At 46.3% G+C, this 15,200-nt stretch carries 15 protein-coding genes; 5 read left to right on the forward strand and 10 right to left on the reverse strand.

Annotated features, from left to right (window positions below; all coding sequences use genetic code 11):
• Nucleotides 1-78: 78 nt before the first annotated feature.
• From pqqE to MHN09_RS13020, 9 genes are all read right to left on the reverse strand, one after another.
• The gene (gene pqqE, locus MHN09_RS12980; RefSeq protein ID WP_239241028.1) at nt 79-1,239 is read right to left on the reverse strand and encodes a pyrroloquinoline quinone biosynthesis protein PqqE; all 1,161 of its coding nucleotides are present in this window, start codon (nt 1,237-1,239) and stop codon (nt 79-81) included.
• Nucleotides 1,229-1,618, reverse strand: coding sequence for a pyrroloquinoline quinone biosynthesis peptide chaperone PqqD (pqqD, locus tag MHN09_RS12985; RefSeq protein WP_239241029.1), 390 nt, complete (start codon nt 1,616-1,618; stop codon nt 1,229-1,231). Before pqqD ends, pqqE begins: the two co-directional genes overlap by 11 nt.
• The gene (gene pqqC, locus MHN09_RS12990) at nt 1,618-2,373 is read right to left on the reverse strand and encodes a pyrroloquinoline-quinone synthase PqqC (RefSeq protein ID WP_239241030.1); all 756 of its coding nucleotides are present in this window, start codon (nt 2,371-2,373) and stop codon (nt 1,618-1,620) included. Before pqqC ends, pqqD begins: the two co-directional genes overlap by 1 nt.
• A 2-nt stretch (nt 2,374-2,375) precedes the next feature.
• Complete coding sequence (gene pqqB, locus MHN09_RS12995; protein ID WP_014950672.1) at nt 2,376-3,296, reverse strand: pyrroloquinoline quinone biosynthesis protein PqqB; 921 nt, start codon at nt 3,294-3,296, stop codon at nt 2,376-2,378.
• Nucleotides 3,297-3,544: 248 nt separating this feature from the next.
• Complete coding sequence (locus tag MHN09_RS13000; RefSeq protein WP_239241031.1) at nt 3,545-5,404, reverse strand: leucyl aminopeptidase; 1,860 nt, start codon at nt 5,402-5,404, stop codon at nt 3,545-3,547.
• The gene (locus tag MHN09_RS13005; protein WP_239241032.1) at nt 5,401-6,183 is read right to left on the reverse strand and encodes an ABC transporter permease; all 783 of its coding nucleotides are present in this window, start codon (nt 6,181-6,183) and stop codon (nt 5,401-5,403) included. The genes MHN09_RS13000 and MHN09_RS13005 overlap by 4 nt, the downstream gene beginning before the upstream one ends.
• A complete protein-coding gene (locus MHN09_RS13010; RefSeq protein WP_049588476.1) occupies nt 6,183-6,905 on the reverse strand; it encodes an ATP-binding cassette domain-containing protein in 723 nt (240 codons plus the stop codon). The genes MHN09_RS13005 and MHN09_RS13010 overlap by 1 nt, the downstream gene beginning before the upstream one ends.
• Nucleotides 6,896-7,873 carry a PQQ-dependent catabolism-associated beta-propeller protein gene (locus MHN09_RS13015; RefSeq protein ID WP_168463002.1) on the reverse strand — a complete coding sequence of 326 codons (978 nt, stop codon included), beginning with the start codon at nt 7,871-7,873 and terminating at the stop codon, nt 6,896-6,898. Before MHN09_RS13015 ends, MHN09_RS13010 begins: the two co-directional genes overlap by 10 nt.
• Entirely contained in the window at nt 7,870-9,219 is a 1,350-nt protein-coding gene (locus tag MHN09_RS13020) for an ABC transporter substrate-binding protein (protein ID WP_231514324.1), read from the reverse strand. Before MHN09_RS13020 ends, MHN09_RS13015 begins: the two co-directional genes overlap by 4 nt.
• Nucleotides 9,220-9,403: 184 nt before the next feature.
• On the opposite strand from MHN09_RS13020, the gene MHN09_RS13025 reads away from it, so the two are divergent.
• From MHN09_RS13025 to pedF, 3 genes are all read left to right on the forward strand, one after another.
• A complete protein-coding gene (locus MHN09_RS13025) occupies nt 9,404-10,303 on the forward strand; it encodes an ABC transporter substrate-binding protein (protein WP_049588471.1) in 900 nt (299 codons plus the stop codon).
• 294 nt (nt 10,304-10,597) lie between these two features.
• On the forward strand, nt 10,598-12,385 hold the full coding sequence (locus tag MHN09_RS13030; protein WP_197047979.1) for a PQQ-dependent methanol/ethanol family dehydrogenase: 1,788 nt from the start codon (nt 10,598-10,600) through the stop codon (nt 12,383-12,385).
• A 293-nt stretch (nt 12,386-12,678) separates the two neighbouring features.
• On the forward strand, nt 12,679-13,176 hold the full coding sequence (gene pedF / locus MHN09_RS13035; RefSeq protein ID WP_014950662.1) for a cytochrome c-550 PedF: 498 nt from the start codon (nt 12,679-12,681) through the stop codon (nt 13,174-13,176).
• Between the two features lie 144 nt (nt 13,177-13,320).
• Here the strand turns inward: pedF and MHN09_RS13040 are convergent, their stop codons facing one another.
• Nucleotides 13,321-14,253: an AEC family transporter gene (locus MHN09_RS13040; protein ID WP_049588469.1), complete on the reverse strand. Its 933-nt coding sequence runs from the start codon at nt 14,251-14,253 to the stop codon at nt 13,321-13,323.
• Between the two features lie 184 nt (nt 14,254-14,437).
• On the opposite strand from MHN09_RS13040, the gene MHN09_RS13045 reads away from it, so the two are divergent.
• Entirely contained in the window at nt 14,438-14,704 is a 267-nt protein-coding gene (locus MHN09_RS13045; RefSeq protein WP_049588468.1) for a hypothetical protein, read from the forward strand.
• A complete protein-coding gene (locus MHN09_RS13050; protein WP_049588467.1) occupies nt 14,683-15,066 on the forward strand; it encodes a GGDEF domain-containing protein in 384 nt (127 codons plus the stop codon). The genes MHN09_RS13045 and MHN09_RS13050 overlap by 22 nt, the downstream gene beginning before the upstream one ends.
• The last annotated feature ends 134 nt before the right edge of the window (nt 15,067-15,200 follow it).

Raw genomic sequence — 15,200 nt, forward strand, 5'->3', positions numbered from 1 at the left:
CATTGCGGTTTAACGGTATCTCTTTTTATTTTGTACTTATCGCAGCGCACTCATTTCGTATTACTTGTCTCGTAGCGCTTACCTCGTAGCACTTACTTCTAGGATGGGAATCGGCTTTTCCACCTTCCGATACTGTAGTGCCTTCGACGGTGCAGTACCTGCTTTATCGGTAATGCCTTTCATCAAATGGTGGTCGGGCGACTTGCTGCAAACCGGATCCGTCTTATACATATCACCTGTTAGCAGGTAGGCCTGACATCGGCAGCCGCCAAAGTCTTTGTCTTTTTCATCGCAGTCCCTACAGGGCGACGGCATCCAACTATCGCCACGGAAATGATTAAAGCTAAAGTCTTGGTGCCAAATATCGTGCAACGAGCGTTCTTTCACATTAGGAAAACGAAGGGGTAATATCTTTGCACTGTGACACGGAAGGGCACTGCCATCTGGCGTTACGGTTAAAAACGTTGTGCCCCAGCCATTCATGCATGCCTTAGGGCGAGATTCGTAGTAGTCGGGCGACACAAATATGAAGGTTGGGCCTTTACCGTTTTGTTGCGCGCGGTAGCGGTTCACTGCGGCCTCAGCTTCCTGTAGCTGCTGTGAGGTAGGTAACAGATGGTCTCTGTTTTCATAGGCCCAGCCGTAATACTGCACGGTAGCTAGCTCGACAAAATCAGCGTTCAGCTGCTCGCTGAGCGCCATCACATCTTCTATTTCGTGAATGTTCTGCGCGGTAATACAGAAGTTAAGCACCATAGGATAGTTGTATTGTTTTACCAGCTTCGCAATTTTAAGTTTTTGTTCAAATGAGTGACGCTTGTTGCCTATTAAGTCGTTGACTTCAGCATTGGCTGCCTGAAAGCTCAGCTGAATGTGGTCAAGGCCGGCTTCTTTGAGTTTGGCAATACGTTTTTCTGTCATGCCAATGCCAGAGGTGATCAAGTTGGTGTAAAAACCCAAAGCCCGCGCATAAGCGACTAAGTGCTCTAAGTCTTTTCGAAGCAATGGCTCTCCGCCAGAAAAGCCCAATTGCACGGCGCCCATTTCCCGCGCTTCACGCAGCACACGCTCCCAATGCTCAGTAGAGAGCTCATTAAATGTTTCTTCCATGTTTACTGGGTTAGAGCAATAGGGGCAATGCAATGGGCACTGATAAGTAATTTCGGCTAGGAGCCACAGCGGAGGCGTTATGCTATTTTGTACGTCGGTTTGTAAATCAACGTTTGTATTATTCGTCATAGCGGATCCACTTCTTTTGCTCGGCATGGACCAGAAATGCATGAACATCTTCTTCTAAATCTTCAGGTGCATCAGGGAACGCTTGGCGAAGCTCAGCACAAATGGCATTTTCCGTATTGCTGCCATCCACACGCTTAAGAATTTCTGCCGCAGAAGGGTTAAGTTTGATCATTCCTTCGGGGAACAACAAAATATAACAACCCTGAGCTTTCTCGTACTGCATGCGAAAAAGCGGATTTAAAGAAGCCGTTTTGTCTCTTGTGCGGCCGCCCTCGTTGTTGTGACTGCTGCTATTTTCAATGTTATCTTCCACGTTATCAGCACCGACGCTATCAGCATCTAAGTGGTGCTCGGTTTGTGATTGTAAATTCGACATCATTAAAACCTCCCTTTATGGCACACCCGCTGGTCGGCAATACCATCAAACGGCTTTCTCTTGTATTCATAGGCAAAGCAAATGGCATCAGCAATGCTCCACAAAATATCAATTTTGAACTGCAGTATATTGAGCGCATGTTCTTGCTGTTGTCGGGTAACAAAGTGGTCAAGGGTAATCTGCAGGCCATGCTCTACATCACGGCGCGCCTGACTTAACCGCATTTGAAAGTAGGTAAAGCCTTCACTATCAATCCATGTATAGTGCCTAGGCCAGGTATCTAATCGGCTTTGATGTATTTCAGGGGCGAACATTTCAGTTAACGATGAGCAGGCAGCCTCTTCCCACGACGCACGGCGGGCAAAATTCACATAGGCATTTACTGCAAATTTAACCGCTGGCAACAGGTGGGTTTCATCAAGTAATTCACTGCGGTTCAAGCCTACCGCTTCGCCTAACCGCAACCAGGCTTCTATGCCGCCCAGTCCGTCTTCACCTTCCCGTCCATCGTGATCGATAATTCGTTGGATCCAAGTTCTGCGTACCGGTTGATCTTCGCAATTCGCTAAAATTGCCGCGTCTTTAACCGGTATCGCCATTTGATAATACAGTCGGTTGGCCACCCAACCCTGAATCTCATCAACGCTGCAGTGTCCTTCATTCATGCGTTTATGAAACGGGTGATGAATATGGTAGTAAGCGCCTTTTTCTCTCAGTTTTTGTTCGAATTCTTGTCTAGACCATGCGTGTTCTGTCATTACTACACCTCAATTTCCATACCGTCGTAAGCCAATTCAATGCCTTGCTCACACAGGCTGTGATAAGCACTGGAGTCTTCGTCAAGCACGCGATTAGTGTTGTTGATATGAATAAGTACTTTACGCTCAACGTTAAATTCATTTAGCAGCGCAATGGCTCCGCCCTTTCCATTAACCGGCATGTGTCCCATATCAGTGCCCAGCTTGTTGCTAAAGCCGTGATCTATCATTTCTTCATTGGCCCACAGCGTACCGTCAAATAGCACGCAGTGAGATTCGCGCATCACCTGTTTTACTGTGTCGTTTGCCTGCATACATCCCGGCGCGTAAAAAAGCACGTTGCCCGTGGTGTCGTCAGTTATCTTCAGGCCGATATTGTTGCCCGGCACAATGTTGTCGCGATACGTCGAGTAAGGGGGCGCATTAGACTCTAATACCACGGGTTGGAAAGTCAGGCCTTCTGCCCCCTTTGGTACAAAGCGTTGATGATAATCGGTATTAATTGAATGCTGTTGTAGTCCGCCGTGCCAGTGTTTTAATACGGTAAAAAGCGGGAAGCTGGTGGTTAGGTCTTCGGCCACAACATCGGTACAATAAACGGGAAGGGGTAAGCCTTCGCGCAATGTTAGCAGGCCTGTAGTATGATCTATTTGACTGTCGGTAAGCACAATTGCGCTTATGCGTGTGCCGCGAGAAACATGGGCGTCGGGCCACAGCTGCGGATGGCTATTTATCTGCTCCCTTAAATCGGGGGAGGCATTAATGAGAACCCAATTTTTACCATCGCTACTGACAGCAATGCTCGACTGTGTTCTGCCTTTCGCCTTTATTTTACCTTCGCGTAAACCCTTACAATTTGGGCAGTGGCAGTTCCATTGCGGAAATCCACCCCCAGCGGCAGCACCAAGAATCAATACGTGCATAACAACTCCATACTACAAGTAAAAAAAGGCTGCATCGGCAGCCTTTTTGTTCATCATCCCAGAGGGCGTTGCCTAGCGGTTATTGATGTAAAGGGTTACTTCAAAACCAAGGCGCATTTCTGTGTATTGGGGTTTAGTCCACATAATTGTTCCTCTTCTTTATGATTAAACGCATGACTGAGTATATGTTGAATATGTGTTAACAGATATCCTCCTAAGGGAGGAGAACTGTCATGAATTTTGATGATTTATTGATTATTTTCGATAGCGCAGCTGCTTAAGTAAGATAACAGCAAAGGGATAGGGCGGCCGGTCGCCGATAACGATTTGGTGTAGGTAAAAGCGGTTCCTGCCACATCGAGGTGAGCCCACGGGGTGCCGTCAGCAAAGTGAGAGAGAAAGCAGCCTGCCGAAATAGCACCGGGAGAGTTTATGCCCGTATTCATCATATCCGCGTGCTGAGAGGTAATGGCGTCTTGATATTCTGGCCAAAGTGGGAAAGGCCAGCACCTGTCGTTAGCCTGTTCACCCGCTTCAACTAACGCATTTTCAAGCGCTGGAGCGTTGCTAAAAAGCGCAGTGGCTTTGTGCCCCAGTGCGCTAATGGCCGCGCCGGTTAGGGTTGCAATATCGATAATAACCGAGGGGGAGAACTGTTTCGCGTAGCTGATTGCATCGGCCATAAGCATACGCCCTTCTGCATCGGTGCTCATGACTTCCACGGTTTTTCCTGAGTGCATAGTAATGATGTCACCCGGGCAATAGGCTTTGCCATCAATCGCATTATCAGCGCTCGCCACAATACCAACAATATTTATATTTAACCCCAGTGTGGCAACCGCCTGAATGACGCCCAATACACAGCCAGCGCCTGCCATGTCGTAAATCATATGGCGCATATCAGGGCTGCGTTTTAACGTTATGCCGCCGCTGTCAAAGGTTACACCTTTGCCAATTAACACTACTGGCGGTGAATTCTCTAAACCTTTGGCTGTATAGCGAAGAATAGGCATGGTGGCAGCAAACTGTGAACCTGCATTTACCGCTAAATACCCGTTCATGCCTAACTGCTTTAGCGCACTTTCATTGAGGATATCGCAAGACACCGTATTAAAGGTTTGCGCCAGATGCAGAGCTTGTTCGGCCAGATAATCTGGCGTACATAAGTTGGCTGGCATGTGGGCGAGATCTTTAGCCCACGTCATCGCGGCATTCAGGGCCGTTTCATAGCTTATAGTGTGTGAAACGAGACGCTTTTGCGCTTTATTAAAATGCTTGGCATCTAATGCAAGAGACAGCGTGCCTCTAATATCAGTTGCTTGGTTAATTGCTTCATTAGTTGCGGCGTTTTTTTCAACACTAGTTGCGTTGTTGTTGCCATCGCGGACTCGACTGCTAGAAACCGAACGATTATTCGTCTTATAGCCCTTAAAGTGATAACCGTGCTTGAAATAGCTTCTAAGTAGCGCACTCAGAAATGGTGAGTGGCTTGCAATGGTGTTAACAGGGTCATTGCTTGCTGTTTCAGCGGTAGAAAGCGCCATAAACGACAGTTTTTCCAAGGTTACTGACACGCTTTTAAGCTTTTTAAACAATGCATCGAACTGCTGTTCTAGGTAGCGAAATGCTGGCGCGTTAGTTTGGTTCAAGTCACTAGTGCTTTTCGAATAGAACGCGGAGTTTGCATCGCTAGCGTAGCTTAAGCGGTTAACCATGGAAGGGTCATTAGTTTTAGAAAAAGTCGAGGCACGGCTAGAGACGTTGGGTGCATTTGACGCTTCAAAAAACGCAAAATCGACACCATAAAACAGCACCCGTTTTACTTCAGCTAATTGTTGGCTAATTTTGTTTTTTCCGCTGTTTTCAGTGTCTGAGATGTAACTTGTTTTAAACGCCTTAAGGCCTTGTACGAATACACATTCGCCTTTATTTCCTGCAAAACCTTCATCGTCAAAAACCTGCTCAATGTATGCCTTTGCGGGTGTTGAAAAGTGAAAGAGTTGGCTCGCCAACAACGTGGGCGTAGTTAAAATAAGTAAGCAGTCACTATCGTCTAATGTTTTAACTTTATTGCTTTCATTAGCCCAGATTAGGTTTGCTTTTATCACGAGAAGCGCCCTTTTGAGGCTTTGGGGCGAAAGCTTCTCACAGCGAAAATAAAAGTGATAGCCGTAAGGCAAAGTACAACGGCAAGCGCGTTGTGTTCGAGTTTTTCATAAAGCGCAAATCGCAGTAATTCTACGCCGCTACTAAAGGGGTTAAAGGCACAAATCTGATACAGCCATTCGCTGGCCTCACGCATTTTCCAAAGCGGGTATAGGGCGCTTGATAGAAAGAACAAGGGGAAAATGACAAAATTCATGACTCCGGCAAAGTTCTCTAGCTGCTTAATATAGTTTGCCAGTAATAATCCTAACGAACCTAAAAACAATGACAGTAGCGCAATAACAGGCAACGCATAAACGTATCCCAACGCAGAAAGACGTACATCTAGTAAAAGCGCAAAGGCAAAGAAGATGTATACCTGAATAACGCTTACCAAGGTGTTGGCTATAAGCTTGCTGCCTAGCAGAAAAGGGCGGGGAACCGGGCTTAACAGCAGTACTTTCATGCTGCCCATTTCTCTGTCGTACACCATGGACAATGAACTTTGCATACTATTAAAAAGCACAATCATGGCGGCAAGCCCAGGTACAATGTACTCTTCGTATAAAATATAACTCTCGTAAGGCTCGGTCATTGAAAGACCCAGGGCCGAACGAAACCCTGCGGCAAAAACAAATAGCCAAAGCAGCGGGCGCACCAATGCACTTAACAGGCGTGTACGTTGCTGCCAGAACTTCAGCATCTCTCGGGTAAGTACGCCCACAAAACAGCGCCAGTACATCAGGAGCCTTCCTGCATCAAATGCTGCCAAAGGTGCTCAATATCTTGTTGATGATACTTGGCTAACAAGGCTTCACATTGGTCGTGGGCTAACACTCGTCCTTTTGATAAGACTATCAAGTTGTTGTTGTGCTTCACTTCTTCAAATAAATGCGTGGCCCATAGTACACTTACGTTTTGCGAATGAGCGAGTGCTTGTACTACCCGCAAAATAAGGTGACGGGATTCTATATCTAAGCCAACGGTAGGCTCGTCTAGTAGCAGCAAGGATGGCTTGTGAATAAGGCACCGAGCTAACTCGACCCGACGTCTGTGCCCGCCATTTAAGTTGCGAATTTTTGTGTTGAGCTTACTCGTAAGATCGAGCTCGTCGAGCAGGCCATGAATATGAGATAGCGCGCAAGTGGTAGTTATGCCGTGGAGCGAAGCAAAGTAGGACAAATTTTGTTTTACCGACAGGTCGATATCTAAGGTACTTTGCTGAAATACCACGCCCATTTTCGCCATAATACTTGTGCGAGATTGAGACAGTGTAGCACCATCAAAGGTAATGCTGCCTTGCGTGAGTTTTTGAAGGCCCGTAATAAGCGCAAATAAGGTACTTTTGCCTGCGCCATTTGGCCCAAGCAGCATGGTTAAGCCTGGTTTTAGGCAAAGGCTTATATTGTCCAGCGCGTGATGGCCGCCGTACTGATGTGAAACCGCCTGAACCGCTATTTCCATTTAACCGCCACGCCCCAAGGGTAACGCCCCACTTTTACCGTATGCTCTACGTTTAACGTGTGGGTATTGATGACAGAAACATCACCGCTTACACCGTTAGTGGTCAGCAATAAAGACTGATCTTGGTTAAACGCTAATTGCCACACTCGTCGCCCAACCAAAATGTAGTCTTCCACTTCAAAGGTATCGGTATTGATGACCGCTATGCGATTCGCTGGGCCAAGCGCCACGAAGGCGTAGGGTTTATCTTTCATAAGCACAATACCCACTGGCTGAACCTTGTCGCGATAAACGCCTTTAATGGCAAAGGAAAGGGTCTTCACTTTTTGCTTAGTAGCAGTTTCGAAAATACTAACGGTTCCACCTATTTCCGAGCTTACCCAAAGGTACTTGTCATCTCTGGTAAAGTGAGCATCTCTGGGTCTTGCGTCAACCAAGCTATTTGCAATATTTTCGTGCGTTTTGGTATCTATCCAGTGCACCATGTTAGTGGTTTCTGATGTGACTACCATCATGCTGCCGTCGTGACTCACAGCCAGCCCCTCAGGCTCTACGCCTACATCTATCTGAGAAATGACCTGAGCCGTTGGAATGTCGATAACAGTAAGAAGGGCATCGTCTTCATTAGCTGTGTAAATAGTGGTGCCGTTAGGATGTAATGCTATGGTTTCAGGATCTGCACCTGAGGGAAGATCGCCCACTATGGAATGGGTAGACAAATCCATAATTTGAATGCGATCAGCATCAGAGGCACAGATATACGCGTGGGACTGGTCTGCACTTAAAATAAACCCTCGGGGTCGCTCTCCAACCTCGATAGTTTCAACCACATCAAATGTCGTCATATCAATGACAGATAGCGTGTTGTCTTTTTCGTTAGTGACATACGCCTGAGGAAGTGCAAAGGCTTGAGGAAGTGCAAAGCTTGCCATTAAACTGCCAAGCAAGAGTGCAAAGCGATAGCTCATAACTTGTCCTTACAGGTAGTGTGTGTTGCGCCTAATGTGTCCAGTTCGTTGGTTTGGTGCAAAAAGCCTTCAAGGGGCGCATGAGTCACCAATGCGTCTTCGTGGGCCAGCGCAATAGGCTGACGAAATTGGTGGGTGTAGGGGCGAATAGAAAGAGGGCGGCCTTTATAGGCACCCAGCGTGTAGTGGTCGCTAAGCAAGGTTTTAAGTATTCCCTGCTGCGTTAAATCGCTTCCTTGCTGCGCAGCATTTGCCACCGCCGTTACCGCAAGATACGCGGCGAAGTCGACTTCATTCATGTGTCTGTTAAACCCGTCGTTAAAACGGCTTTGAAGCTGACGGGCGCCCCATTGTTCGTGGGTAAAATGCCAACCTAGAGCTTTTAGGCCGGCAGCACCTACCACAGGTACGGGATAATAGGTGTTAAAGGGTAGGCTATACGCGAATTGCGCCGCGCTATCGGCGGTAAAAACAGCCTGATAGGTTTCGGTTGTTCGCGTAAATTGAGGAATTTCAGCAAAGGCAGCCCTGCGTAAATCAAAACTGTCCTGCCACTGTTTAGTTTCAACAAGTGAAAGCTTGAATTTTTTAGCGCTGCGTTTAAACGCGGCTAGGTATGCAGCATCGTCAGCGGTTTTTCCGTAAACTGCAAATATCTCGTCAATACGCTTAGTGCGAAACCACTGGGCTAGCGCGTCGGCTTTCATCTGATAACTGGGGATTGTATGAAACAAGGGCAGGCGACATGAATTTTGTCTCAGCAAATCATCGCTATTAGCTACGTTAAAAAATACGGCATTAGGAAGCGTGCTTTGAATATTGGCAATCAACTGCTCAATTGAGGCAGCCTTTACCTTATCACTGCTTCGCATGTCCAGTAGTACAACGGGTGCAATGTTGCCTTGCTGATTGCTGCTTATTTCTTTGTGATTTGTGTTAGCACTTGAACCAGAGTGCTTACGTGTTTTAGCTAAAGAAGCTTGCAGTTCGCCGATAGAAGGCACACTGATTTCAGTTAACTCAAACTGATAACCAAGAAATTTTCCCGTGATATTGGCATCCTCTATCGCCACACTTGCGCCAGCTGTCCCCTCATTGCTGGGGGACTTTAAATAGTCTGGTGTGCCTGGTGGAGATGTGCCCGCAACTTTTATGTAAATGACCACAATAGTGGCAAAAGAGGCCTGTGGTGCAGCTTGTTGGGCCTGAGAAGATTGCGCTTCATTAAATGCGAGCGCGCTGTTTAAAAACGACAACAGAACGCAGCAAAAAAGTGACGCTACACACTTTTGATAGCGCTTACCGGTTAATCGTCTTTCAACCGTGCTTTTTACACCCTTTGCCATATACCACCCTGAGCTCAGCTGCATGCTTTTGCTGATATGTGTTTGTCTGACATAAGGGTATATGGCAATTTTCCCGAAGAACATCCTCCTAAAGGAGGAATGCTATGGCGCTAAAGTAGCATTAGTAAAATCACGCTAACCCCTTAGTATGCTTAAGAAGTTCGATTGAATAAGTGGGTAAGCTGTGCAGTTAGTTAAACCTTTTCGAGTTATTTTCATTTTACTCTGCCTGATAACGGTTTCTGCGTTCGGGGAAGCAAGATCGTTAGACGATATTAAAGACAGCGGTTTAATTAGAATTGCGGTGTACACCGACTATCCTCCATTTTCATTTATTGAAAACGACAACCCCACAGGTATTGATATTGATATCGCCCGTGAAATCGCGAGCGCCCTTGGTGTTGAGCTAGAACTGATATGGATGACACCAGGTGAAACGACAGAGGACGATTTCAGAAATTACCTATGGAAGGGCCATATTATCCACCGAATTAAGGCTGATGTGATGATGCGCGCGCCTTACGACCCAAGCTTTTCTCAAAAACGTGACGACGTGGGCTTGTTGGTTAATGAGCTTGTTCATATGTTTGCCCCTTATCAGCGTGAAAGCTGGCAAATCATTCACAACACGCACACTTTGCCCGAAGTGGAAACCATGGGCATGTTTCAGTATCACACGATTGGTGCGGAAATAGACAGCATTCCCCACTTTTACTTAACGTCAGCGTTTGGCGGCCGGTTGCGAGAAAAAACATCGCACTATGGTTCAAACGCAGAAGCGATTGACGCAATGAAAGCAGGAACCGTCGAAGCGGTAATGGGATTGCGCTCGCAAATATCCTACCTCAGTCAGTTTGTCGATAATGAGCAATATCGCCTTGCAAGCAACGCGTTTCCGCTCATTGGAAAGCAAAAGTGGGACATAGGACTTGCTGTTCATACTAATTATCGCGCGCTTGGCTATGAAATTGGTGATGTAATTACGCGAATGGTGGTAGAGGGTGATATGCAACGGTTATTTGAGAAATACAAAACCATTTATGAGATGCCGCCTTATTTTGCGGGGCAAGAGCTTTCAGAATAAGCGCACTCTGAACGATAGCGTTCAGAACGAAAGCACTTTAGGCAATACTTCTGTGGCCATCAGCTTTATTATCTTAATCACTGCTATCAATATTGGAAGAACGCATTTCTTTAAAAAGACGTGAAAGCGTAAAGGCATTGATCAAAAGGGAAAATAGCCCTTCATTCCTCCTCCTAAAGGAGGAGTCAAATCACTCCGCTGTTGCATAGGCATCGACATCCCCCCTAGCTATGCTAATCCTAACGAATAGTCTGAAACAGACCATTTATGGCCTACATGCAACTAGGAACCGTTATGAATAATAATATGCCAATTAAAAAACTTGCCCTATCTATGCTGGTTTGTGCAAGTGCGTTAACTCCTGTCCATGCTGTTGTCACCGACAAAGATATTCAAAATGACCACGTTACCACTGACGACGTAGTGACGTATGGAATGGGCTTGAAAGCTCAGCGCTATAGCCCGTTAACCGCCATTAACCGCGATACAGTAGAAGAAGTACGTCCTGTGTGGGCGTTTTCATTAGGTGGTGAAAAGCAGCGGGGTCAAGAATCGCAGCCTCTGGTAAAAGATGGTGTGATGTATGTAACCGGATCTTACTCTCGTGTGTGGGCCATCGATGCGAGAACTGGTGAAGAGCTATGGCAATATGAAGCGCGTTTGCCCGACGGCATTATGCCTTGCTGTGACGTGATAAACCGTGGCGTTGCGCTTTACGATAATCTGGTCATATTTGGCACCTTGGATGCCAAGTTAGTAGCACTGGATAAAGACACGGGAAAAACTGTTTGGAAGAAAAAAGTTGAAGACTACCGAGCGGGCTACGCCATTACTGCAGCGCCTATTGTAGTTGACGGAAAAGTCATTACAGGGATTTCCGGTGGTGAGTTCGGGATCGTCGGTAAAGTGTATGCTTACGACGCGAAGTCTGGCAAACAGCTATGGGTTAGACCTACCGTTGAAGGGCACATGGGGTACTTATGGAAAGACGGTAAGAAAACCGAAAATGGTATTTCAGGCGGCGCACCAGGTAAAACATGGCCTGCTGATTTATGGAAAACCGGTGGTGCAGCAACGTGGCTAGGTGGTACTTACGACTCAGATACAGGCTTGCTATTTTTCGGTACGGGTAACCCTGCACCGTGGAACTCTCACCTACGTCCGGGCGATAACTACTTCTCGTCGTCGCGCTTAGCTATTGACCCTAATACAGGAAAAATTGTGTGGCACTTCCAAACCACACCACACGATGGCTGGGACTTCGATGGCGTAAACGAGCTTATCTCGTTTGACTACCAGGAAAACGGCAAGACAGTGAAAGCGGCGGCAACCGCCGACAGAAACGGCTTTTTCTACGTCCTTAACCGCGAAAACGGTGACTTTATCCGCGGCTTCCCGTTTGTTGATAAATTAAACTGGGCAAAGGGACTGGATGAAAAAGGTCGACCTATCTACGTTGACGAAAATCGCCCAGGAAGCCCAGCGCAATCAGCTGATGGTAAACAAGGTGCACAGGTTGTCGCTCGCCCTGCGTTCTTAGGTGGTAAAAACTGGATGCCAATGGCCTATTCAAAGGATACTGAACTCTTCTATGTTCCTTCAAACGAATGGGAAATGGATATCTGGAACGAGCCTACCTCTTACAAGAAAGGTGCAGCGTACCTAGGTGCAGGTTTCACCATTAAATCAGTGAATGAGGACTTTATTGGCGTACTTAAAGCGATTGACCCCAAAACAGGTAAAACCGTTTGGCGCTATAACAACTTCTCTCCACTTTGGGGCGGCGTGTTAACTACAGGTGGTGGTCTGGTTTGGACCGGTAACCCTGAAGGTTATCTTATGGCCTTTGACGACAAAACCGGCGAAATGGTTTACAAGTTTCAAACTGGCTCAGGTATTGTTGGCTCTCCAGTGACATGGGAAATGGATGGTGAGCAGTACATCTCTGTACTATCTGGATGGGGCGGCGCAGTGCCATTATGGGGCGGTGAAGTTGCAAAACGCGTGAAGCACTTCAACCAAGGCGGCACCGTGTGGACGTTTAAATTACCCAAGCGCTATCAGCAGGTGGCAAAAAACTAACCTTAGCTGAGCGGTAAATAGTGATTAATACATGGCCAGCGCCTTCGTGCGCTGGCCTTTTTTATCATCTATTCATTTACCTGTTGTCAAGATAAGTCTGCATTATTCTTATGGGCGTTATTTCGACTCTGACTCTAGCACTAACGTTGAAGCAGCAACGGTAAAGTTTGCGCTTTCAGTGGCTATCATTGTGGTCTCCTACCAAAGGAGGAGCCTTTCAAAACCAAAGTAGAGTTACCCCTTATTTCCTCGTACGTATACTTAATTCATAGTCTTTTGAGGATGTATGAATTATGAAAACAAAAATATCGATGTTGTTTGCGGCACTCGTGGTGACTGGCTTGTCTGGCCACGTGCTTGCACATGGAAATGTTATCCCTCAAGGAGCAGATAGCTCAGCTATGCCGCCAATCACTGATGGCGATGAGTCTGAAAATGGCTGGGTGTTTGAAAACCCATATCGAAGCCTTGATGAAGAAACCAAAACGAAGGTCATCAAGTTTGGTGAGTCCGCTTATGCAAATAACTGTGCAGGTTGTCACGGCTTGCACGCGCAGTCTGGCGGAATAAACCCAGACCTTCGTGAACTCGACCCAGAAAGCTTTGAAGACGATGAATGGTTCGTTGAGCGCTTGCGTTTTGGCTCGGCGAAAGGCATGCCTGCACTTGGCGGCATTCCTGAAGGTCAAACCGATCCTATCTTAGACCAAGAGACACTTTGGGCTATTAAAACCTACGTTGAAGCACGTCGCGTTGTGGCTATTGAAGAGGGTGAGATAGAAGCAGATTAGGGCGACGTCTGTTACGCCTTTTTCGCCGGGTTAACGTCGAGTTACCCGGCGCTTTTCGTTTCCAATAACGTCCAACACTACATCAATAGCCTCACTCTTCACTGTTTATAAACTTAAAATGTGCTTAACAAAGACATATTTTCATCACACTAGCTGTAGTTTACTTAATATTCCAAAGGCGAGGGCGGTAATAGGCAAAGATGCCAATGTGCTCACTGCGATGATACTTGCCGCCAAACGATAATCACCGCCTAAGTTTCTAACCATGACATAGCTTGCTGCAGCAGTAGGTGAAATGGCGAGAAGAAGAACAATGCCCAGCTCCATACCTCTAAATCCAAAAGCATAGGCAAACGCGACTAATATAGTGGGATAAACCACGCATTTACTGGTTGTGCTAAGCACAATGTTAAACCAGTCACTGGAGAATGAGCGGAACTGTAGGGAAGCACCGGTACAAATAAGTGCAAGTGGCAGTGTTAGCTGCGCAAAGTATTCACCGGTTTTTATCAAGGTGGTGGGCAATTGCCATTCGAAGTAAGAGAAGGGGAGCGCTGCCGCGATAGAAAGAATTAGCGGGTTTTTCGCCATGCCAGTAACTTGACCCAATAAAGAACGCGACGCGCCTTGATAAAAATTAAGAACAAAGACAGACAATACGTTAAACAATATAGTAATACACCCCATATAGACCGAGGCTACAGCAAGCCCTTCTTGCCCATAGGTATTGGCACAATAAGCAAGGCCAATAATGCCCATATTGGCTCTGAAACCGCCTTGTACAACCACACCTCTGGCTTTGTACGGATGTACGGTCAGATGAGAGGTAATCATCAGAGCGGCAAAAACAATGAGCGTGCCCATAACCCCAACGCCTATCAGCGATAGGTTGGCGGCTTTAGAAAAGTCTGCTCGCGCTATCGATAAAAATAACAGCGCAGGGAGCGCAACGTTAAATACCAGTTTAGATCCAGCTTCTATAAACCCTTCATTGAGCCATTTAATGCGAAAAAATAGCCATCCCATTAACAGAAGGATCAAAACAGGAATCAGCGTGCTGGTAATAAAACTAAGCATAAAAGATACGTAAGCCTTTACATGTGGAAACGAAACAACACAAAAACGCATTTGTAGAATATTGATGAATTTAACCTATTCACAAACGGTTTTGATAAGCGTAACTTAATATTTATATAAGAAAGGGGTGCCGATACAAAAGCTAGCCCTGTGTTCAAAAGCCCCTATTCAAAAGAATTGATGTATGAAAGCACTTCTTTTATTTGTTGGTTTTGTAATAGTTAATTGCTTGTGGGGCGGGCTCTCTCACGCTTACGCTAAAAGTACTGCGTCTTTAGATAAAATGCAGTTAGTTAACGACAAGCTGTGGATGTATTACGAGGAAGGTAGTCAGCTTACTGCTGAAGACATCCTGACTAAATATCAGCAGAATACACTTATAAAAAATACTAATGGGCGCGTTCGTTATGGGCTCACTGGTAACACGGTTTGGGGGGGGCTGTTGAATTAGATTCATATAGTGTTCTTGTTACTCATATTGCTAAAAATAGCCCAATAAAAGTCGCTGAAGAAATTAAAGGGCAAGTTAGGGGCTCTGACATTACCTTTCGCTGGGGCGGAGAAGAGTTTTTGGTATTTTTGCCCCATACTCGGGTGCATTACGCCAAGCAAATTGCCAAGAATCTCCGCGTACACCTTTTCACCCACGACATCAACAAATTCATACGAGTGACAGTAAGTATAGGTGTGGCAGGAACCTCGCCAGGCGAAGAGGATATAAATGTTCTCATTAAACAGTCAGACCAAGCCTTGTACCTAGCGAAAGCAAAAGGTCGAAACAAAGTGGTGATTTGGGAGGAAGATTCAGAATAAGAGAAAATAACCAAGAGGAGAAATAAAGGGAAGTATCTAGGGCCTGTTGACCTTTGGTGTACGAATTTTGGTCTAAATGGAAGCCTTTTAATCGCGAAACAGTCCTGCAAGCCTAGCGGGCTAAGTTAAAGGAC

It is taken from the genome of Alteromonas sp. MmMcT2-5 (assembly GCF_022348315.1).
In the GTDB taxonomy this organism is placed as follows: domain Bacteria; phylum Pseudomonadota; class Gammaproteobacteria; order Enterobacterales; family Alteromonadaceae; genus Alteromonas; species Alteromonas macleodii.

What these genes read in the sequence shown, in the direction of transcription:
- pqqB (WP_014950672.1), bottom strand. Translation starts at nt 3,296, where the DNA reads ATGCACGTATTGATTCTTGGTGCTGCCGCTGGGGGTGGATTTCCGCAA.
- MHN09_RS13040 (WP_049588469.1), bottom strand. Translation starts at nt 14,253, where the DNA reads ATGCTTAGTTTTATTACCAGCACGCTGATTCCTGTTTTGATCCTTCTG.
- pqqE (WP_239241028.1), bottom strand. Translation starts at nt 1,239, where the DNA reads ATGACGAATAATACAAACGTTGATTTACAAACCGACGTACAAAATAGC.
- MHN09_RS13020 (WP_231514324.1), bottom strand. Translation starts at nt 9,219, where the DNA reads ATGGCAAAGGGTGTAAAAAGCACGGTTGAAAGACGATTAACCGGTAAG.
- pqqD (WP_239241029.1), bottom strand. Translation starts at nt 1,618, where the DNA reads ATGATGTCGAATTTACAATCACAAACCGAGCACCACTTAGATGCTGAT.
- MHN09_RS13010 (WP_049588476.1), bottom strand. Translation starts at nt 6,905, where the DNA reads ATGGAAATAGCGGTTCAGGCGGTTTCACATCAGTACGGCGGCCATCAC.
- pqqC (WP_239241030.1), bottom strand. Translation starts at nt 2,373, where the DNA reads ATGACAGAACACGCATGGTCTAGACAAGAATTCGAACAAAAACTGAGA.
- MHN09_RS13030 (WP_197047979.1), top strand. Translation starts at nt 10,598, where the DNA reads ATGAATAATAATATGCCAATTAAAAAACTTGCCCTATCTATGCTGGTT.
- pedF (WP_014950662.1), top strand. Translation starts at nt 12,679, where the DNA reads ATGAAAACAAAAATATCGATGTTGTTTGCGGCACTCGTGGTGACTGGC.
- MHN09_RS13015 (WP_168463002.1), bottom strand. Translation starts at nt 7,873, where the DNA reads ATGAGCTATCGCTTTGCACTCTTGCTTGGCAGTTTAATGGCAAGCTTT.
- MHN09_RS13005 (WP_239241032.1), bottom strand. Translation starts at nt 6,183, where the DNA reads ATGTACTGGCGCTGTTTTGTGGGCGTACTTACCCGAGAGATGCTGAAG.
- MHN09_RS13045 (WP_049588468.1), top strand. Translation starts at nt 14,438, where the DNA reads ATGAAAGCACTTCTTTTATTTGTTGGTTTTGTAATAGTTAATTGCTTG.